We start from the raw sequence: 18,629 nt of genomic DNA on the forward strand, positions 1-18,629 counted from the left end.
GGGTCGTGCCTCCCTTTGGCGCATGGTTTAGCGCGTGGGGCAGGGGACCGGAAGGGGGCGCGCTCAGTACCGGGTGTCCAGCGGGCGCAGGCCGCCACGCGTGACCTGCACTTCGCCCCGCCATTCGGGGATACGGGTGAGGTCGGCACTGATGGCGGCGCCGAAATCCACGGAATAGGAGATCACGCGCAGCCCGCCGGGCGCCGGTTCGACCGACAGGTCGATGCGGCAATACTGCTGCGCGCCGGCGCTGAACCAGCCGGGGACGCTGTAGCTTGGCCCGGTCAGCAGGGCGCGGCGGCGTTCGGGGCTGCCGTCCTGGGCCGGTTCGCGATCCCTGACATGAACGACGTAGTCGGCGCCCAGGTAGGCCGGGTCCGCTGTGCGGGCGACCAGATCGGCAAAGTCATAGCCTTCGCGCACGAAATGCTGGCGGTAGGTCAGCGTATGCGTGCTGATGCAGATGCGGCGATAGATCTGGTCGAAACTCGCGCGGGTGTCGGGAAAGACGCTGCTGTATTCCAGATCTTCGGTCAATTCGATGTCCATCAGCTTGGCCTCGGCAATCGTGTCGACATAGCGCATGTCGGCCGAGGGCGTACCCAGGACGATGGCCAGCAGTTCGGGCGGCAGCGCCGGGCCCGAGGCAGTGAGTGCCTTGTAGGAACTGTCGGCCAGCAGCTTTGCGACCTGAAGCGCCACGCGAAAGACCTCGGCGTCAGAGGCGGCGGGGTTGGCGCCGTCGCGGATGAAGGGAGAGTGGAAGCCCAGCCGCGCGCCCGGTTCCAGCTGGCGGCTGGGATAGGGGCTGTTGGCGCCGAAGGCCTGACCGAACATGAAGAGGATCGCGCAGGAAGACAGGCATTCGTCGCCCGTCTGAACCCGGGTTCCGAAAAAGAACCCGCCCGTGTCGCCGTTGGCGGCCTCTAGGAATTTCAGCACCTCCCCCAGCGAGCCGCCGGGGCTGTTCAGGCAGATGCGGGCGTTGAAGCCGCCCAGCACCTCCTCCTGGGTGGCGCGCATCAGGTCGCCGGGTTCGATGACCCCGTCGAACCGAAGGGTGCAATCGCCGAATCCGTCCGGCTCCAACCGTGTCCATTCGCCCGCCCAGGCAGGGGCGGCGAGGGTCAAACAGGTGAGAGTGGCGACCAAGCGGAGCAAAGCGGACATGAAAAGGGCCTGTCTGTTGAAAACGACAGGCCCAGAATGCCGGGGGAAACGCCCCCGGCGCAATGTTTTCCTGAAGGCTCAGGCGATCTCGACCAGTTCGATGTCGAAGGTCAGGTCCTTGCCGGCCAGCGGGTGGTTGGCGTCCAGCGTCACGACCTCTTCGGTCACGGCGACGACGGTCACCGGCAGAACCTGTCCGCCCTGTGCCTGCACCTGCAGCTGGGTGCCCAGGTCAAGCGGGATGTCGTCGGGGATCTCGGAGCGCGGCACGTCCTGGCGCGCCTCAGGGTTGGTGTCGCCGTAGGCGTCCTCGGCGGGAACCTGGACGGTCTTCTTGTCGCCAACTTCCATGCCCGGGATCGCCTTGTCGAGACCGGGGATGATCTGACCCGAGCCGACGGTGAATTCCAGCGGGTCGCGGCCCTGGCTGGAGTCGAAGGTAGAGCCATCGGTGAGAGTGCCGGTGTAATGAATGCGCACGGTGTCGCCGGTCTTGACCTGCGTCATGGGGAACCTCTGTCTGTCAGGGGGTGATTGGGTGAGGCCGGGTCCGTCCCGGGTGCTCGGATTTGGCCCAGCCTACGCGCGCCCGAACGGGTTTGCAAACCGGCTTGTCGGGTCAGAACGGCGCAAAACCGCGGAAATGGCGCCCGGATCGGGGTTTTCCAGCGTCTCGGGCCGTGTCAGGGTGTCGCTGGTTACGGGAAGGGAGACGATCATGGCCATCAAGGTTTGCGTGTTCGATGCCTATGGCACGCTGTTCGACGTGGCCGCCGCGGCGCGGGTCGCGGCAGAGGAACCGGGGCGCGCCGCGCTGGCAGAGGTCTGGCCGCAACTGGCCGCCGACTGGCGCGCGAAACAGCTGGAATACAGCTGGCTGCGGGCCGTGACCGGCGACTACGTTCCCTTCTGGCAAGTGACCAAGGACGGGCTGGACTGGGCGATGGACCGCGCGGGTCTCGATGACATGGAACTGCGCGAACGCCTGCTGGCGCTTTACTGGGAATTGCCGGCCTACCGGGAGGTGCCGAAGATGCTGGCGCAGTTGCAGGCAAAGGGCCTGGGGGCCGCGATCCTGTCGAACGGCAACCGAGACATGCTGGATGGCGCGGTCGACAGCGCGGGCATCGGGCAATTCCTGCACGCGGTACTGTCGGTCGAACAGGTGGGCATCTTCAAACCGGCCCGCGTGGTCTATGACCTCGTGGGAGATGAATTCGGCTGTGCGCCCGAAGAAGTGTTGTTCGTGTCGTCCAACGGCTGGGACGCGGCAGGGGCGGCGGCCTACGGGTTCGAGACCGTCTGGGTAAACCGCATGGGGCTGCCGATGGATCGGCTGATGGCGCAGCCAAAGCACGTCCTGACCGACCTGACCACGATACCGGAGCTTGTGTGATGCCCAGTTTCCAGTCCTCTGACGGGGTTTCCCTGTTCTACCGCGACGAGGGGGAGGGTCTGCCGCTGCTCTGCCTTGCGGGGTTGACGCGCGACGGGCGCGATTTCGATTTCGTCGCCCCGCACCTGGAAGGCGTGCGGCTGATCCGGCTGGATTACCGCGGGCGCGGACAGTCGGGTTGGGCGCCGCACGAGACCTACCAGATCCCGGTCGAGGGTCGTGACGCGCTGGAGCTTATGGATCATCTGGGGCTGGAAAAGGCAGCGATTCTAGGCACTTCGCGCGGTGGGTTGATCGCGATGGTGCTGGCGACGACGGCCAAGGACCGGTTGCTGGGCGTGGCGCTGAACGACATCGGGCCCGAGATCGCCGGGCCGGGGCTGAAGGTGATCGAGGGCTACCTAGGGCGCAAGCCGCCGCAAAAGACCCTGGCCGACGTGGCTCAGCGGCGCGCCGAGGTCATGACAGGCTTTGTCGGCGTGCCCGAGGCGCGCTGGATGGAAGAGGCGGCGCGGCTATTTGTCGAGACGGATCAGGGGCTTGAACTGACCTATGATCCCCGGTTGCGCGAGGCCGTGCTGGGCGGAGGCGCGCAGCCCGCGCCGGATCTCTGGCCGCTATTCGACGCGCTGGAGGGCCTGCCGCTTTGCGCGTTGCGCGGGGAGAACTCCGATCTTCTGACGCCCGAATGTTTTGGCCAGATGCAGCAGCGGCGGCCAGACATGATCGCCACCGAGGTCAAGGGGCGGGGGCATATCCCCTTTCTCGACGAGCCGGAGGCGCTGGAAGCCCTGCAGAAATGGCTGGCGGCGCTGCGCTAGAACGGCAGGCGCATCTTGTACAAAACGTACGTTTTGTACGTCGATTCCAGCGTTTTGTACAAAGCGGCAAGAACCCGTTAACCCGGGTCCGGCATGGGCGCGCCGGGCGCGCGTGTCACTCTGGCAGGTTAAAGACCCGGCTGGGGTGCAATTCCCCCGCCTTGAAGCGGCCCACCGCGACGGGTCGGCCCTCGAAACTGGCCCAGGCCTCGTCGCCGTATTCCACGTCGCCCGGCACCACCATGCCGGGGTTGCCGTTGCGCAGCCGCGCGGCGCCCTGCGCGGTGCATTTCAACTCGGGCAGTTCGTCGAGGCCAACCTCCAGCGGCAGCAAGTGGGTGTCCAGCTCCGGCGTGCGGGCCAGCGCATCGATCTGCTCCAGCGTGATGCCCTGCTCGGCCTCGAAGGGGCCGGACCAGAGACGGCGCAGGGTGACGACATGGCCGTGACAGCCAAGCGCCTTGCCCAGGTCGCGGGCGATGGAGCGGACATAGCCGCCCTTGCCGCAGGTCATTTCCAGAACGGCGGTGTCAGGATCGGGGCGTTCGGTCAGCACCAGTTCCTCGACCCAGAGCGGGCGGGCCTCGATCTCCATCTCCTCGCCGTCGCGGGCGCGCTTGTAGGCGCGTTCGCCATCGATCTTGACCGCGGAGAACTGCGGCGGGACCTGCATGATCTCTCCGACGAACCCGTGCAGCGACTCCTTGATCTCGTCGTCCGAGGGGCGTGCCTCGGATGTGGCGATGACCTCGCCTTCGGCATCGTCGGTGTTGGTGGCCTGCCCGAAGCGCACGGTGAAACGGTACGCCTTCAGCGCGTCGGTGATATAGGGCACGGTCTTGGTCGCCTCGCCCAGGGCCACGGCCAGAACGCCGGTGGCTTCCGGGTCCAGCGTGCCGGCGTGTCCTGCCTTCTTGGCGTCCAGCGCCCAGCGGACCTTGTTGACCACGGCGGTCGAGGTCAGGCCCGCGGGCTTGTCCACGATCAGCCAACCGGAAATGTCGCGTCCCTTGCGCCTGCGTGCCATGTCTTGCCCCTGTGCGATGAGGCGCGCGGGGTAGCAAGCGGCGGACAGGCTGTCAATCGCGGGCGAAGGTTCCGTCGCCGTGGCTGGCCCGGGGCAGCGACACGTCCAGCAGGCCGGCGGCGCGGCAGAGCACCAGCGCGAGCAGGACCGCCCAGAGGTTGGCCAGCACAAACGCGGCGGTGATCCCGGCAAAGCCGAAAAGCGCGGCACCCGCCCAGGCGAGCGGCACATAGACCAGCGCGATCCGGCTGGCCGAAAGCGCCATCGACCAGAGCGCGCGGTCGCGCGCGTTCATGGCGGCGTTGGCCGTGACGAGGATGCCGTAGCCGAAGAAGCCGAGGCTGCCCCAGCGCAGGTAGGTCGTTGCGTCCGCCGCGGCCGCGCCACCATCGGTCATGAGTGTCGCAAGCCAGGGCGCGGCGAACATCAATGCGCCCGACAGCACCGCGCCATAGCCGAGGCAGGCCAGGAAGGTCAGGTGCACGGCCCGTTGCGCGCGGTCGAATTTCTCGGCGCCCCAGGCCTGGCCGACCACCGGGCCGATCCCGGACGAAAGCGCCAGCATCGGCACAAACAGCAGCGATTGCAGGCGTGTGGCGGCGCCAAAGCCGGCCACGGCGGCATCGCCCAGCGTGGCTGCGGCAGAGGTCACGAGCGACAGGCCCAGGGGGTTGATCGCGTTCGATGCCGCCGCCGGCCCACCGATGCGGGCGATGCGCCGAAGGCTGTCGCCGATCCCGGTCAGGCAGTTGCGCGAGAGGGACAGCCGCCCGCTGCGGAGGGCGAAGGTCAGCAGGCCCGCGAAGCCGATAACGCGCGCGATGCAGGTGGCAATGCCGGCGCCCTCGGTGCCCAGTGCAGGAATGGCGCCAAGCCCGAAGATGAAGATCGGGTCGAGGGCGATGTTGATGAGCGATTGCAGGGTCATCACCGTGGCGGCGATGCCGCTTTCTCCTCCGGCGCGGAAGACCGCGTTCAGCCCCATTCCCGCGACCATCGGGACGAAACTGGCGCACCACCAGGGTACATAGGACAGGACAGCCTCTTTCACCGCGTCCCGGGCGCCCATCAGTTCGAAGAGCCAGGGGGCGGACAGGTAGAAGGCAAACGCCGCGACGATGGCCAGCGCGGTCGCGAAAATCAGCGAATGCAGGGCGAGGCGCGCGGCGATCGCGTCAGAGCCGCTTTCGCGCCCCAGCGCCTGGCTGACCACGGCAGAGGTGCCGGCGCCCATGCCGATCGACAGCGAGGTCAACGCGATGATGGCCGGGTAGATGAAGCCTATGGCCGTCAGCGGCACGTCGCCCGCGCGCGCAAGAAAGGCGGCATCGGCAAGGCCGACGGAGAGCACACCGAGAATTCCGATGCTCATCGGGGCGGAGACACGAAAAAGGGCCCGTCCAACGGGCCCCTTGGTCAGATCACGGGTTTTTTGCTGCGACATGCGGACCGAACGCGCCGCGGGCGGTTCGGTTCCGCAGAAGCGCGCGGATCAGTCCCGCTTGCCGGCAAAGCGCTCTTGCCATTCCTCGCGCTCGGCGTCGGTGATCTTGCGGAAGGTCACGTCCGGCACGGTGAAGGCATGGCCGACGGGCAGGGCGGTCAGCGCCGCCGTGACATCGTCGGGCCATTCGGCATCCTCGGCGTGCATGGCTTTCAGCAGGTCGGCGCAGGCATCGGGGATGAAGGGAGAGGAGATCACCGCGTAGAGCCGGATCAGGTTCAGCGCCAGGCGGATCTGCGCGGCGGCTTGCTCCGGATCGGTTTTGAAGGTGGTCCAGGGGGCGACCTCTTGCAGGTACTCGTTGCCAAGCACCCAGGCCGCGCGCAGGGCGGCGGCGGCCTTGCGGATCTCGATGGCCTCCATGTGGGTTTCGTATTCCCGGACCTTGGCGGTCAGGTCGGCGATCAGCTTGGCCTCGGCCTCGCCGGGGGTGCCGCCCTCGGGGACCGCCTCGGAGAACTTCGAACGGCAGAATTTCGTGACGCGCGACGCGAAGTTGCCCAGCACGTCGGCGAGGTCCTTGTTGACGCCGGACTGGAAGCTTTCCCAGGTGAATTCGCTGTCCGAGGTTTCGGGGACGTGGGACAGGAGCCACCAGCGCCAGTAGTCGGCGGGCAGGATGTCCAGCGCCTGGTCCATGAAGACGCCGCGCCCGCGCGAGGTGCTGAACTGGCCGCCGTCGTAGTTGAGGTAGTTGAACGACTTGATGTAATCGACCAGCTTCCACGGCTCGCCCGACCCGAGGATGGTGACCGGGAAGGAGAGGGTGTGGAAGGGGACGTTGTCCTTGCCCATGAACTGGGTATAGCGCACGTCGTCGGCGCCCTTGTCGGTGCGCCACCAGCGTTCCCAGTTGTCGCCCTTTCCGGCATCGACCCATTCCTGACCGCAGGCGATGTATTCGATCGGCGCGTCGAACCAGACGTAAAAGACCTTGCCTTCCATGCCCGGCCAGGGCGCGTCGCCCTTTTGCACCGGCACACCCCAGTCGAGGTCGCGGGTGATGCCCCGGTCCTGCAACCCGTCACCGTCGTTCAGCCATTTCTTGGCGATCGAGGTGGTCAGCACGGGCCAGCCTTGCCGTGTGTCGATCCATTCCTCGATCTGGTCCTTCATCGCGGACTGGCGCAGGTAGAGGTGCTTGGTCTCGCGCATCTCGAGGTCGGTGGAGCCGGAGATCGTCGAATGCGGGTTGATCAGGTCGACCGGGTCGAGCTGCTTGGTGCAGTTGTCGCACTGGTCGCCGCGGGCCGAGTCGAAGCCGCAGTTGGGGCAGGTGCCCTCGATGTAGCGGTCGGGCAGGAAACGGCCGTCGGCCTTGGAATACATCTGCGTTTCCGAGACTTCGCGGATCAGCCCGTTGTCGTCCAGCACCTTGGCGAAATGCTGGGTCAGCTTGCGGTTCTGCTCGGACGAGGAGCGCCCGAAGTGATCGAAGGACAGCCGGAAGCCCTCGGCCAGCTTCGACTGCACCTCCCACATCTCGGCACAGTAGTCGGCGACCGGCTTGCCCGCCTTGGCGGCGGCCAGTTCGGCGGGGGTGCCATGTTCGTCGGTCGCGCAGAGATACAGCACCTCGTGCCCGCGGGCGCGCAGGTAGCGGGCATAGAGGTCGGCAGGCAATTGCGAGCCGACGAGATTGCCCAGGTGCTTGATGCCATTGATGTAGGGAATGGCAGAGGTGATGAGATGTCGGGCCATGATGTGCGCTTCTGTCAGAACCGGGGTTTGCGCACGGTTTAGCCGCCAAGCGGCCCGAGGACCAGAGGGCGCTCCCGCTTTGTCGCAAACAGACCGCGATGCGGCGCTGCAGCGACGGAATCGCCCCCCGCCCCCGTGCGAGGCGGGGCCGGGTGAAACGAGCCTCTGACGCGAAGGAACCAGGGTGATGTTGCAGGTTTTGTCGGGGGTCTGGGCCCTGCTTGTCGGCATGGTATTCATCATGATCGGCAACGGGATGCATTTCACGCTGATCGGTTTGCGCGGCGGGATCGAAGGGTTTTCGCCGGCCGAGCTGGCGATTGTCACCTCGGGGTATTTCGTCGGGTTCCTGTCGGGCGCGCGGCTGTCGCCGGGGATGATCCGGCGCGTCGGGCATGTCCGTGTCTTTGCCGCGCTGGGCAGCTTCATGTCGGCCGGGCTGATCGCCTTTCCCCTGATCGCCGAACCCTGGGCCTGGACCATCCTGCGGATCCTCGTCGGGTTCTGCATGTCGGGCGTCTATGTCACCGCCGAAAGCTGGCTGAACAACGCGGCCACGAACGAGACCCGCGGCAAGGTGCTGTCGGCCTACATGCTGGCGCAGACGCTGGGTGTCATCGCGGCGCAGGGTCTGCTGACCGTGGGGGATGCGGCCAGCGCGGCGCTGTTCATCGGCGCGTCAATCCTCGTCTCGCTGTCCTTCGGGCCGATCCTGCTGTCGGTGCAGCCGGCCCCGGCGACGGAACTGGCCAAGCCGATGGGGTTGATCGCGCTCTATCGCAATTCGCCGCTTGCAGCTGTGGGGATCTTTCTGCTGGGCGGCGTCTTTGCGGCGCAGTCGGGCATGGGCGCGGTCTATGCCACGCAGATCGGCATGAGCACCTCGCAGACCGCGCTGTTCGTGGCGATGAGCTTTGCCGGGAGCCTGGTGCTGCAATATCCGGTGGGCTGGCTGTCGGACCGGATGGACCGGCGATTGCTGATCCTTGGCGCCGCGCTGTTCGGGGGGGCGGCCTGCGGGCTGGGCTATGTCGCCGGCGAGATCAGGATCCTGATGGCGGCGGCCTTTCTCATGGGCGGGGTGGCGACGCCGCTTTACGCGCTCTTCATCGCCTACACGAACGACTATCTGCAGGTCGAGGACATGCCCGCGGCCTCTGGCGGCCTTGTCTTTGTCTACGGGCTTGGCGCGATTTTCGGGCCGCTGGCGGCCGGTGCTGTCATGGAATGGGTCGGGGCCGAGGGATTCTGGCTGGTGACGCTGGGCTTTTTCGCGGCGATTGCCGGCTATGCCGGGTGGCGGATGACGCAGCGCCCGGGGGTTCCGGTGGACGAGACCGACAGCTACCTGGGTGTCTTGCCGACCTCGTCCCCGGTGGCGCTGGAAGCGGCCGGGGCATGGGCGGTCGACCAGGCCGAGGCCGAGGCGGAGCAGGAGGCGGCGACGGATCAGTCATCCTGATCCGGGCGGTCGCGGAAGCCTGACAGCAGGCGCCCCACCAGGAAGGTCGAGCGCGGCGTATAGATATAGCGCGTGCGGGTTTCCCTGGCGCGGCCCCTGCCCATCCGGACCAGGCCGAAGACCACCAGCAGCGCGTGCCCGGCGGCGATCATGACGAAAAGCGCGGGCGGGCCGTAAAGCTCGATCAGGGCCGAGGCGAACCAGGGCGCGGCGATGGCGCCCACGGCAAACCAGAACATCAGCGCCGCAGACAGGGCGATGCGTTCCTCGCTGGCGGCAAAGTCATGCGCGTGGGCGGCGGCGATCGAGAAGATCGGAAAGGTGGTCAGGCCGAAGATGGCGGCGGTCAGCATGATCCCGGGGGTGGGCAGGCCCGTGGCCAGCGCGGTCAGCGTGCAACTGCCGATGGCCGCGACCGACAGCCAGACCAGCACCCAGCGCCGGTCATAGCGGTCGGCCAGCCAGCCCACCGGGTATTGTGCCAGCGCCCCGCCGGCCACGAAGGAGGCGAGGAAAAAGGCGATCTGCGCGGTTTCCAGCCCGACGCCGGTGCCGTAGAGCGGGCCGACCATGCGGAACGAGGAACTGGACAGCGCGGCCACCAGCACACCGGCGACCGCGAGGGGCGAGCGCGCCCAAGCCAGGCCCGGGGTCAGGCGCGGGGCGTCGGGGGTTTCCGGCGGGCGCAGGCGGCTCAGCGTCAGCGGCAACAGGGCGGCGGTGCAGAGCAGTGCCAGCAGCGTGTAGCTGACGTAATGCGCGGGCGGCAGGATCGAGATCATCAACTGCGCGCTCAGCGAGGCGACGAGGTCGGCGAGGCGATAGGCGCCGGTGGCGCGGCCCCGGGTCTCGTTCGTGACCTTGGCGTGCAGCCAGGCCTCGATCACCGTGTAGCAGCCGGCGACGCAGAGCCCCTGGCCGATCCGCAGCGTCGCCCATGCATAGGGGTTTTCCACCAAGACGTGGCCGAGGATGCCGATGGTGCCCAGCGCCGTGAAGGCGGCGAAGGCGCGTGAATGGCCCACCGACCCCATGAGTCGCGGCGCCCACCAGCAACCGATGAAGAACCCGGCGAAATGCGCCGAGCCCAAGAGGCCGATCTGCGTTGTCGTGAAGTTCAGTGCCAGCCCTGAGAGCGCGTCGAGCGGGCCGACGCTGCCCGAGGAAAGCTGCAACAGGATGACCGAAAGAAAGAGCGAGGCAAAGGAGATGATCAGGCGCATGGGGTGTTTCTGCCCGCTCGGGCGGCGGAAGTCAGGTGGCTTCGCGACAAAATCTTGTCGTTTCGGCCGTGGCGTCCGCTAGTCGGGGGTGGGCCAGTCGTGCAGCTTTCCCCCCTCCAGCCGCCAGGTTCTGGGCGGCTGCATCCGGGCGCGCAGCCGGTCTATGCGCCAGGCGGTCTGTTCCGGCGCATGGAGGGGATCGCAGCGAAGCCGCGTCTCGACCCCCGGCGCGCCGCCCGCGCCGGGCGTCAGGATCAGCCCCAGCGGGCGGCACAGCCCCATGCCCGCCCCGGCCTCTGCCGCAAGGTGCAGCCGGCGCACCGGGGTCATCGGGGGTGGGTCAGCCAGGTCCCCCACCACCACCGGCGCCGCACCGCTGCGCAGCGCCTCTTCCATCGCCCAGAGGCTGTCGTCGGGGCGGTCGGTGGCGGCAAAGATCACCTCTCCCGGGGGCAGGATCGCCTGCATGCCGCAGGGGTTGAGCTGATCCGGGCTGTGGCGGCGGGTGATCCAGATCACCGGCCCGCCCGCCTGGGCCGCGACGTGCAGCGCCAGCGTGCGCCGGGCCTGGCCGCAGAGTTCGTGCACGCGGGCAAGCGGCAGCAGGATGTCGCGCCACAGAACCAGCGCGGGGGCGGCGCATGGGGGCGGCGGGTGAGCAGGGCAGAGGCCATCGTCATGCGGCAAGATTAACGTGTTCTCATTTTGTTCTCAAGCGCGGAGTCCGGCCTGCCCGACGGAAATGCGCCGGGATCGGTGCCTCTTGCCATCCCGGCTGGGCCTGTCATTTTGGCGCCCGACCGACGATTTCAGACAAGGGCCTTTCCCATGAAGATGAACCCGCTGGGCCGCACCGGCCTGATGGTGTCCGAATTGTGCCTGGGCACGATGACTTTCGGCAACCAGACCCCGCCCGAAGAGGCCCATCGCCAGATCGACAGGGCGCTGGAGGCCGGAATCAATTTCATGGACACCGCCGAGATGTACCCGGTGAACCCGGTGCGGGCCGAAACCCTTGGCCGGACGGAGGAGATCATCGGCGACTGGAATGCCGCCTCGGGCCGCCGGTCGGAGTGGATCCTGGCCACCAAGCATTCCGGCGAAGGCAGCATGGCGCGCGACGGGGCGCCGATCACCTCGAAAACGATCCGCGACACGGTCGAGGAGGCGCTGAAACGGCTCAAGACCGATTACATCGACCTCTACCAGTTCCACTGGCCGAACCGGGGCAGCTACATGTTCCGCAAGAACTGGCGCTATGACCCCTCGCAATCGGGCTGGACCCGCGCGCAGGTGGTGGCGGACATGGAGGATTGCCTGGACGCGCTGCAGGCCGAGGTCGAACGCGGCACCATCCGCGCATTCGGCCTGTCGAACGAAAGCGCCTGGGGCACGGCGCTGTGGCTGGAGGCGGCGGAGCGGGTCGGCGGGCCGCGCGTGGCCTCGATCCAGAACGAATACTCGCTGCTGTGCCGGCTGGCCGATACCGACCTGGCCGAGCTGATGGTCTACGAGGAGGTGGGCCTGCTGCCCTTCTCGCCGCTGGGTGCCGGGTTCCTGACCGGCAAGTACCAGGGCGGCGCGGTGCCCGAGGGCTCGCGCATGTCGCTGAACGAGACGATGGGCGGACGGCTGAACCCGCGTGTCTTCGAGGCGGTGGAGGCCTATCTGGGCGTGGCGCGGGAGTTTGGCCTGGACCCGGTGCACATGGCGCTGGCCTGGTCCGCGCGGCGGCCTTTCGTGGCCTCCTCGATCTTTGGCGCGACCACGATGGACCAGTTGGAGCACCTGCTGGGGGCCAGCGACCTGGTACTGTCCGACGAGCTGCTGGAACGCCTGGACGAGGTCCACAAGGCGCATCCGATGCCCTATTGAGCCACGCGCTTCGCAGGCTGTCCGGCCTTGGACAGCCTGCGGGTGACGGGGGCGGACGGGCGCAGGTCAGAGCACGAAGTCATCCGCCGTCAGGCCGGTGACATTGGCCACGCGGATCTCGGCGTCCGCTGTGCCGTCGCCATTGGCATCGAGTTGCACGATCGTGGACCCCGTGGCGGTTTCCAGAAGGCGCAGCTCGGCGTTGCCGGACGGCGCAAAGCCGGCGGTGCCGCGGAACTCGAAGACACCCGGCGAAAGCCCGGCCACGACGATCAGGTCGATGCCCTGTTCGAAATCGAGGATCTGGTCGCGGTTCGCGCCCACCGCTGTTTCGGCGGTGCTGCGGAACACGAAACTGTCCGCATCCTGTCCGCCGGTGAGGAAGTCGCGCCCGAGACCGCCGGCCAACTCATCCTCGCCCGCGCGGCCGCGCAGGATGTCGTTGCCGTCGCCGCCTTCGAGCGTGTCGTCGCCGTTGCCGCCGTCGATGGTGTCCAGCCCGTCACCGCCATTCAGGACGTCACTGCCGTCCTGGCCGACGAGGATGTCGTTGCCGGTGCCGCCGTCAACGCTGTCGTCGCCGGCGTTGGCATTGATGGTGTCGTCGTTGAAGCCGCCGTCAATGGAATCATTGCCCGCGCCACCAAGGATCGCGTCATTGCCGGCATCGCCGGCAAGGAAATCGTCGCCGCCGCGACCAAGCAGGGTGTCGTCATCGTTGCCGCCGGAGAATTCGTCGGTGAAGGCGCCGCCGGCCAGCGTGTCGAGCCCTGCGCCGCCCGACACCGTGCCGACTGCCTTGCCGCTGCCTCCTTCGTACCTGTCATTGCCGTCGTCCAGATCGATTCCGCCGATCATCTCTCCGGCGTTTCGGATGACGTCGATGGCGCCGCTGCCGCTGTAGGACCGGGTCAGCCCCTGGATCACGCCACTGTTGTCCAGGGCAGTGATGCCGGACGCAGCGGAAAAGTCGGTGAAGACCCCCGTATCCTGCGCGGTAATGGTGCCTGTGTTGATGGCCGTGACGACACCGGTGCCGGAATAAAGCACCAGGCCGTCGCTGCGCGCCGAGATATGGCCGTGGTTGTCGACCCGGATCACCGCCGCCCCATCGTTCGCACGCAGGTCGATCGCGTCGGAATCGGACTGGATGGTGCCGAAGTTGACGACATTGCCCGTCGTCGACAACGTGGCGTTGATCGCATCCGAGGTGCTGGACCCGACGTAGCCTGCCTGGCCGATCTCGAGGAATGTGTTGGTCCCGCTGTTGATGTCGATCGCCTGCCCCGAGAAGGCCTGCACGGCGCCCAGAACGGTGATCCTGACTTCTCCGGTTGCGTCTATGGCATCGCCGCTCGTTGAGGACAGGGACCCAAGTACGGAGACAAATCCGGTTTCACCAGAGCTGAGGTCCTGGTTCGTTGTCGTGTTGCTGGTGATCGTGAAACTGGCCATGGCGGACTCTCCTGTTTACCAATGTCGTTACCAATTAATTGCCTTGCCCCTGTCCGGCCGGTGGCCCGTGCGGGTTGCCGCGTTGACGCAAATCACGTCGCCGCGTGAACAGGTGGCAGGTGCAGATGCTTGCACATAATGAATCCGGATGGCAGCGGTTTCGGGTGATCCAGATCACCGGGGCCCTCACCCGCGCGGATCATGCCCCACCTTTGCCTCCAGCGCCGTGACGTGGTCGGGCAGGGCGCGGGCGGTGATGCTGGCCTCTTTCACGAGGTGGTCGAAATGGCGGGTGATCGCGGTCACGCGTTCGGTGTCGCGGAAGGCCAGGTAGTTGCGGCCCAGGTAGAGCACCGCCAGGAGTGGCCCGAAGACCACGACCGGCGCCGAGTAGAGCCGTCGGGCGTCGAAGAGATAGATCCGGAGCCGCGGGTAGAGCGTGGCGCTCAGTTCGGCCAGTTGCCTGAGTTGCGCGCGCCGGACCTCTGCCGGGATGCCGGCGTAATAGCCCACGCCTTCGGCGAAACTCTCGATCTCGTAGAGCGGAAAGGCGATTTCATAATCGGATTTCGAGGCGCGCATCCAGTCCAGCCGGTCCTCGGAGGCGTTGATCGCCTGTTCGGTGGTGCGGCCCAGATGCGGCCCGTATTCCCACTCCAGCACCGCCCGCGTCTTGAGCATGTCGGGAAGGGCGGCGGGAACGTGCCGGATCTTGTATCCCTCCGCCTCGCGGTGCCAGCGAAAGATCTGTTCATCCACCAGTGCCCGGGGCGCCTCTGTCAGGGTCAGGGAGGTCGCCAGCAGGTCGGCGGCGGATTCCGGTCGGTCCGAGAGGCCAAGCAACCAGTCCGACGACACGCCAAGCGCCTGCGCGCAGGACCCGACAAGCTGGGCGTTGGGAAGGCGCGCGCCGGTGTCCTTGAGCAGTTGCGAGATGGTCGAGCGGTCCACGCCCACGGCCCGCGCCAGCGCGGTCTGGTTCGACCCGGCCCGCTGCATCGCCTCGGCCAGCCGTTTGCGCAGAAGGTCCGCGCGCGCCCGCTTGTCGATAATCTTGCTCATATAGTGATTTTTGTCACGGAATGCGAGAAATGTGAACCATAGACAGGATGCCACCCCGCTTGCGCGCCCGTTACCTTGGCCCCGTGATCAATACATTCGGAGGTTCTATGGAAACGCGGGCGCGTACGCTTGTGAAATCCGTCCTGTGGACGGCACTGGGGCTGGTGATGATGGCCGGGGTGGGCCTGGCCTTTACAGGCTCTTTGGCACTCGGGGGCGGGATGGCGGTGGTGAACGCCGTGATCGGATTCCTGTCCTACCTGGTCTACGAGCGTGTCTGGTCGGGCATTCGCTGGGGGCGTCATGTCTGAGCGGCTGCGCGGGCTGGAATGGCCGACGCTGGCGCTCTTGGCCGCGTGCTATGCGCTTTGGGCGCTGGGGACGACATGGGCGGCGGCGGTCTGGCTGCCGCTGGGCATGGTCCTGGTGACGCTGGGCGCGGCGCTGCATTCCTCCCTGACGCATGAGATGCTGCACGGGCATCCCTTCCGGTCGCGCTTCTGGAACGGGGCGCTGGTCTTTCCGGCGCTGTCGCTGGTGGTGCCTTACCTGCGGTTCAAGGACACCCACCTGGCGCATCACCGCGACTCGATCCTGACCGATCCCTATGACGACCCCGAGAGCAATTTCCTGGATCCCAAGTCCTGGCAGCGTCTGCCGCGCATGGCGCGGATGGTGATGCAGGTGAACAACACGCTTGCGGGGCGGATGCTGCTGGGGCCGTTGCTGGGGACGTTTGCCTTTGTTCTGTCGGACCTGCGCGCCGTGCTGCGGGGGGATCGGCGGGTCTTGCTGGGCTGGGCACTGCATGTGCCGGCGGTGGCCGTTGTGGCCTGGTGGATGGTGGCACTGGGGCAGATGCCGGCCTGGGCCTTCCTGCTCAGCACCTACGCGGCGCTGTCGATCCTGAAGATCCGCACCTTCCTGGAGCACCGCGCCCATGAGGACGCGCGCGGGCGCACCGTCATCATCGAGGATCGCGGGCCGCTGGCGCTGATCTTTCTCAACAACAACCTGCACGTTGTGCACCACATGCACGCGATGGTGCCCTGGTATCGGCTGCCGGTGATGTACCGCCGGAACCCGGAACGCTACCTGTCGCGCAACGGCGGCTATCGCTATGGCTCATACGCCGAGGTGTTCCGGCGCTACTTCCTGCGCGCCAAGGACCCGGTGCCGCATCCGCTTTGGCCGCGGGGCTGACGCTGGTCCGGGGCGCGTTGCGCTTGTGCCCGGCGGTTCGCTGCCGCTAATGGCGGCATGGACCTCTGGATTATCGCCACCCTCTGCGCGGCCACCTTTCAGACCGCGCGTTTCATGCTGCACAAGCTGTTGGCCACGGGCGACATCAGCGCCACGGGCAGCACCTTTGCGCGGTTTGCCTATGCCATGCCTGCGGGATTGGTGGTCCTGCTGCTGTACCTGGGCCTGACCGGGGCCGGCCTGCCCGTGCCCGGGCCCGCCTTCTGGCCCTGGGCAGTGGTCGGCGGGATGGGGCAGATCCTGGCCACGGTGCTGGTGGTGCTGGCCTTCCGCGAGCGCAACTTTGCCGTGGGCATCACCTTCAAGAAGACCGAGGTCATCCAGACTGCGCTGATGGGGCTCGTCCTCTTGGGCGAGGCGATCTCTCCGCTGGGCTGGCTGGCAATCGGGATCGGGCTGGTGGGCGTGCTGATGCTGTCAAGGACGCCGGATGCGGCGGGGCTTTGGCGCGGCTTGCGCAGCCGGGCGGTGCTGTTGGGGGTCGGGTCGGGGTTCTTCTTTGCCGTGGCGGGCGTGGGCTATCGTGCCACGACGCTGGAGGTGCCCAGCGATGACCCGGTCCTGCGCGCGGCCCTGTCGCTGGTCTGCGTGACGGCGCTGCAGACGCTGGGTATGGCGGTCTGGCTGCGCTGGCGCGAACCGGGGCAGTTGCGCGCGGTCTGGGCGGCGCGGCGCCGGGCGGTCTGGCTGGGGCTGAGCTCGATGGCCGGCACGATGGGCTGGTTCACGGCCTTCACCCTGCAAAAGGCGGCCTATGTCTACGCGCTGGGGCAGGTGGAGCTGATCCTGTCGCTGGCGGCCTCCGTTCTGTTCTTTCGCGAAACCGTCACGCGGCGGGAGGTGCTGGGGATCGCGGTGCTGACGGTGTCGATCCTGGTTCTGGTGCTGGGTCTGTGAGCGGCGCAGGCAAGAGCGCGTCGCGCAGGACCAGTGTCACGGTGGCGAAGCTGACGTAGAGCAGCAGGTACCACGATCCCATCTTGGACAGGTGGACCAGATCCAGCTTCGTCTGTCCCTTGTAGAGCCATGTGTTGGTGTTCGTGCCCACGTTCTCGGCGATCCAGAGAAAGATCGAGGTCAGGAAGGCCGCGACCGGCAGCGGCATCCAGCGGCGGGTACGGTTTATCGTGAACCAGACGCGGGTGCGCGCGAAGAGCGCCACCGTGGCGGCCATCAGGACGTAACGCGCGTCGGGCAGGTAGTGGTGGGCGAAGAAGTTGACGTAGATCGCCACGGCCAGCGCCACACTCGTCCAGAACGGCGGGTAGGGGGCGAATTTCATGCCGAAGATGCGGATGACGCGGGCCATGTAGCTGCCCACTGCCGCGTACATGAAGCCGGAAAACAGCGGCACGCCGTAGAGTTTCAGCAGCGCCTCCTCGGGGTAGGCCCAGCTGCCGGCATTGACCTTGAACAGTTCCATCGCCGTGCCGGTCAGGTGGAACAGCAGGATCACCTTGGCCTCTGTCAGGGTTTCCAGTTTCAGGACCAGAAAGGAGACTTGCAGGGTGAGGGCGTAGAGAAAGAGCGCGTCGTAGCGGTGCAGCGCCCAGTCGTCCTGCCAGATCCGGTCGCTGACGAGCAGGCCGCCCAGCATCAGGAAGCCGAACAGGCAGGCCCAGCCCTGCTTGAGCAGGAACATCAGGAGATCGGCGAGGCCGGTGGGGAGATGCGCGCGGGTGAAATCGCCAAGCGCGCGTTCGAGGCGTCTGGTCGTGGTCATGGATCTGTCTTGGCGCGGCGCGGTGGCGGGCGCCAGTCAGGGATGCCTGACCTTTCGTTCCTTGGCGGGCGGGGGCAGGGAGTGCGGATCGGCCGATACCCGTCCATGCGAAGGGCGCCAAGAACGTCGCGGCGGAACCCAATGGATCGCTGGCTATGTCGCGACAGGTTTCGAGGCGCAGATCGCATATCGATGCTCCCAGCGGCGGAGCAACGACTTGCGCCAGCCCATCTGGCGCGCCTGTGCCCGGTGGATGCGCCCGAGCCCGGTATCGATGTGCAGGTCGGTAAAGCCGGCTTGCGACAGCATCCGGGCGACGTCACCGGCCCGTGCCCCATGCGTGAAATGCACTTGCCGCAGGATGCGGTGGTGGCGCTCGGCGGCCCTGTGGTTGCCGGCCCTTCGTCCCCCCAGCAGTCGTGCGAGCCAGTTTTTCGTCACGAAGTCCCCGTCGATCACCAGAAGCTGCCCGCCCGGCGCAAGTACCCGATGCCATTCGGCGAAAGCCGCCGCGGGATCGACCAGGGTCCAGACCAGATGCCGCGTGACGATCACATCCATGCTGCCCGCGGGCAGCATGGTTCGTTCCGCATCCGCCTGCAGGAATGTCACATCGGGTAGTTTCGCCCGGGCGCGGTCCAGCATCGGTTCGGCCCAGTCCAGCCCGGTCACGTCAAATCCCATCTTCTTGCAAAGCCGAGAGATTTCCCCTGTTCCCGAGGCAAGATCCAGCAAGCGGCGCCCGTGGCCGGTGCCCAGATGCTTGCGGAACAGCTTGGCCCAGGCAGTCATTTCGGCGCCGTCGGCGATCTTGTGTCCGGGATCGTCGTCGAAGGTCGCGGCGCGGTCGGACCAGTAGTCCCGGATCTCGTCCCTTATGTCACGGTTCTTCAGGTGCGGGGTGGTCATGGTGGTCCTCGTTCGTGCCCTGATGCTGGCTTCTTTTA

The 18,629-nt window shown here is 67.0% G+C and carries 18 protein-coding genes; 7 read left to right on the top strand and 11 right to left on the bottom strand.

The features are described 5' to 3' along the window. Positions 1 to 63: 63 nt before the first annotated feature. Together RBB42_RS08320 and RBB42_RS08325 are read right to left on the bottom strand one after the other, a co-directional pair. A complete protein-coding gene (locus RBB42_RS08320) occupies positions 64 to 1,170 on the bottom strand; it encodes a hypothetical protein (protein ID WP_305969462.1) in 1,107 nt (368 codons plus the stop codon). Positions 1,171 to 1,248: 78 nt separating this feature from the next. Further along, on the bottom strand, positions 1,249 to 1,677 hold the full coding sequence (locus tag RBB42_RS08325; RefSeq protein ID WP_305969463.1) for an FKBP-type peptidyl-prolyl cis-trans isomerase: 429 nt from the start codon (positions 1,675 to 1,677) through the stop codon (positions 1,249 to 1,251). 211 nt (positions 1,678 to 1,888) lie between these two features. Here RBB42_RS08325 and RBB42_RS08330 point away from each other — a divergent pair, with 211 nt between their 5' ends. Next, on the top strand, positions 1,889 to 2,566 hold the full coding sequence (locus tag RBB42_RS08330) for a haloacid dehalogenase type II (protein WP_305969464.1): 678 nt from the start codon (positions 1,889 to 1,891) through the stop codon (positions 2,564 to 2,566). After that, complete coding sequence (locus tag RBB42_RS08335; protein ID WP_305969465.1) at positions 2,566 to 3,387, top strand: alpha/beta fold hydrolase; 822 nt, start codon at positions 2,566 to 2,568, stop codon at positions 3,385 to 3,387. The genes RBB42_RS08330 and RBB42_RS08335 overlap by 1 nt, the downstream gene beginning before the upstream one ends. A gap of 115 nt (positions 3,388 to 3,502) precedes the next feature. Here the strand turns inward: RBB42_RS08335 and truB are convergent, their stop codons facing one another. The 3 genes from truB to metG all read right to left on the bottom strand — a co-directional run bounded on the left by truB (position 3,503) and on the right by metG (position 7,619). Continuing rightward, on the bottom strand, positions 3,503 to 4,414 hold the full coding sequence (truB, locus tag RBB42_RS08340) for a tRNA pseudouridine(55) synthase TruB (protein ID WP_305969466.1): 912 nt from the start codon (positions 4,412 to 4,414) through the stop codon (positions 3,503 to 3,505). Between the two features lie 52 nt (positions 4,415 to 4,466). Continuing rightward, positions 4,467 to 5,786: an MATE family efflux transporter gene (locus tag RBB42_RS08345; protein ID WP_305969467.1), complete on the bottom strand. Its 1,320-nt coding sequence runs from the start codon at positions 5,784 to 5,786 to the stop codon at positions 4,467 to 4,469. A gap of 120 nt (positions 5,787 to 5,906) precedes the next feature. Then, a complete protein-coding gene (metG, locus tag RBB42_RS08350; RefSeq protein WP_305969468.1) occupies positions 5,907 to 7,619 on the bottom strand; it encodes a methionine--tRNA ligase in 1,713 nt (570 codons plus the stop codon). 187 nt (positions 7,620 to 7,806) lie between these two features. Here metG and RBB42_RS08355 point away from each other — a divergent pair, with 187 nt between their 5' ends. Next, the gene (locus RBB42_RS08355) at positions 7,807 to 9,081 is read left to right on the top strand and encodes an MFS transporter (RefSeq protein ID WP_305969469.1); all 1,275 of its coding nucleotides are present in this window, start codon (positions 7,807 to 7,809) and stop codon (positions 9,079 to 9,081) included. Here RBB42_RS08355 and RBB42_RS08360 read toward each other — a convergent pair. Next, on the bottom strand, positions 9,069 to 10,304 hold the full coding sequence (locus RBB42_RS08360; protein ID WP_305969470.1) for an MFS transporter: 1,236 nt from the start codon (positions 10,302 to 10,304) through the stop codon (positions 9,069 to 9,071). The two genes, RBB42_RS08355 and RBB42_RS08360, sit on opposite strands and share 13 nt — an antisense overlap. A gap of 78 nt (positions 10,305 to 10,382) precedes the next feature. Next, on the bottom strand, positions 10,383 to 10,991 hold the full coding sequence (locus RBB42_RS08365; RefSeq protein WP_306043630.1) for an ImuA family protein: 609 nt from the start codon (positions 10,989 to 10,991) through the stop codon (positions 10,383 to 10,385). Positions 10,992 to 11,132: 141 nt separating this feature from the next. On the opposite strand from RBB42_RS08365, the gene RBB42_RS08370 reads away from it, so the two are divergent. After that, the gene (locus RBB42_RS08370) at positions 11,133 to 12,179 is read left to right on the top strand and encodes an aldo/keto reductase (protein ID WP_305969472.1); all 1,047 of its coding nucleotides are present in this window, start codon (positions 11,133 to 11,135) and stop codon (positions 12,177 to 12,179) included. Between the two features lie 66 nt (positions 12,180 to 12,245). Here RBB42_RS08370 and RBB42_RS08375 read toward each other — a convergent pair whose 3' ends face one another. Both RBB42_RS08375 and RBB42_RS08380 read right to left on the bottom strand, forming a co-directional pair. Next, the gene (locus RBB42_RS08375) at positions 12,246 to 13,634 is read right to left on the bottom strand and encodes a calcium-binding protein (protein ID WP_305969473.1); all 1,389 of its coding nucleotides are present in this window, start codon (positions 13,632 to 13,634) and stop codon (positions 12,246 to 12,248) included. Positions 13,635 to 13,820: 186 nt separating this feature from the next. Then, the gene (locus RBB42_RS08380) at positions 13,821 to 14,696 is read right to left on the bottom strand and encodes a helix-turn-helix domain-containing protein (RefSeq protein ID WP_305969474.1); all 876 of its coding nucleotides are present in this window, start codon (positions 14,694 to 14,696) and stop codon (positions 13,821 to 13,823) included. Positions 14,697 to 14,803: 107 nt separating this feature from the next. Here RBB42_RS08380 and RBB42_RS08385 point away from each other — a divergent pair, with 107 nt between their 5' ends. The 3 genes from RBB42_RS08385 to RBB42_RS08395 are packed head-to-tail and all read left to right on the top strand — an operon-like array spanning position 14,804 to position 16,856. Next, positions 14,804 to 15,007, top strand: a complete 204-nt coding sequence (locus tag RBB42_RS08385; protein ID WP_305969475.1) for a DUF2061 domain-containing protein — start codon at positions 14,804 to 14,806, stop codon at positions 15,005 to 15,007. Then, the gene (locus tag RBB42_RS08390; protein WP_305969476.1) at positions 15,000 to 15,899 is read left to right on the top strand and encodes a fatty acid desaturase; all 900 of its coding nucleotides are present in this window, start codon (positions 15,000 to 15,002) and stop codon (positions 15,897 to 15,899) included. Before RBB42_RS08385 ends, RBB42_RS08390 begins: the two co-directional genes overlap by 8 nt. A 57-nt stretch (positions 15,900 to 15,956) precedes the next feature. Continuing rightward, positions 15,957 to 16,856 (top strand): EamA family transporter, encoded by a 900-nt coding sequence (locus tag RBB42_RS08395; protein WP_305969477.1) that lies wholly within the window; start codon positions 15,957 to 15,959, stop codon positions 16,854 to 16,856. Here RBB42_RS08395 and RBB42_RS08400 read toward each other — a convergent pair. Continuing rightward, positions 16,786 to 17,682, bottom strand: coding sequence for a DUF817 domain-containing protein (locus RBB42_RS08400; protein ID WP_305969478.1), 897 nt, complete (start codon positions 17,680 to 17,682; stop codon positions 16,786 to 16,788). The genes RBB42_RS08395 and RBB42_RS08400 overlap by 71 nt on opposite strands. A 153-nt stretch (positions 17,683 to 17,835) precedes the next feature. After that, positions 17,836 to 18,591, bottom strand: coding sequence for a class I SAM-dependent methyltransferase (locus tag RBB42_RS08405; protein WP_305969479.1), 756 nt, complete (start codon positions 18,589 to 18,591; stop codon positions 17,836 to 17,838). Positions 18,592 to 18,629: the final 38 nt, after the last annotated feature.

Origin of the sequence: Mameliella sp. MMSF_3455 (assembly GCF_030733205.1) — a bacterium.
GTDB lineage: Bacteria > Pseudomonadota > Alphaproteobacteria > Rhodobacterales > Rhodobacteraceae > Antarctobacter.